1 protein-coding gene is annotated in these 851 nt (G+C 41.0%); it reads right to left on the reverse strand.

Annotated elements, in window-relative coordinates; translation table 11 throughout:
* On the reverse strand, positions 1–851 hold an 851-nt coding region (locus tag GB932_RS21810), incomplete at both ends, for a cell division protein FtsZ (RefSeq protein WP_197517174.1).

Genomic DNA, 851 nt, shown 5'->3' on the forward strand with positions numbered 1-851 from the left:
CAGCAGAGGTCACATTGAACGGAGTGTCGTGATCTTCGTCATCCAGCCTGAAAAGGTTTTTTCCTCCAAAATCATGCGTTGTCTCAGGAGCTGATTCTCTTTCTTCTCTTGTTTTGAAAGGAGAATTTTTAGGTGCTTCAAAACTGTCGTTAAGACTGATTCTGATTTTCTCAGTAGGTCCTGCGAATTTCTTATTATCATTAGAGAATCCAGTTGCAATTACAAGAACACTTACTGCATCTCCTAATTCTTCATCTGCACCCACCCCAAAAATGATATCTGCAGTGTTTCCTGCTTCTTTCTGGATGTGATCCATAATGATACCGATCTCATCCATGGTAACTTCTTCAGCCCCACTTCTGATCAATAACAATACGTTTTTAGCACCTGTGATCTTGTTATCATTTAATAACGGAGAATCAAGGGCTTTTCTTACAGCTTCTTCAGCTTTATTTTCACCTGAAGCTGTTCCAGTAGACATCAAGGCTGTACCGGAATTCTGAAGTACAGATTTAGCATCTCTAAAGTCAATGTTTACATCAAAGTAACCTGTAATAACTTCTGCCATCCCTTTTGCAGCATTGGTTAACACTTCATCGGCTTTTGAGAATCCCTGCTTGAATCCAAGGTTTCCGAATTGCTGTCTTAGTTTATCATTGTTGATCACAATAAGCGAGTCAACATTGTTTCTTAATTTATCCAGACCGTTTTCTGCCTGCTCCAACCTTCTTTTCCCTTCAAAGCTGAAAGGAACGGTAACAATACCTACGGTAAGAATTCCCATGTCTTTCGCTACTTTAGCAATGACAGGAGCGGCTCCGGTTCCTGTACCACCACCCATTCCGGCAGTG

The organism is Microbacterium karelineae, assembly GCF_009745985.1.
In the GTDB taxonomy this organism is placed as follows: domain Bacteria; phylum Actinomycetota; class Actinomycetes; order Actinomycetales; family Microbacteriaceae; genus Microbacterium; species Microbacterium karelineae.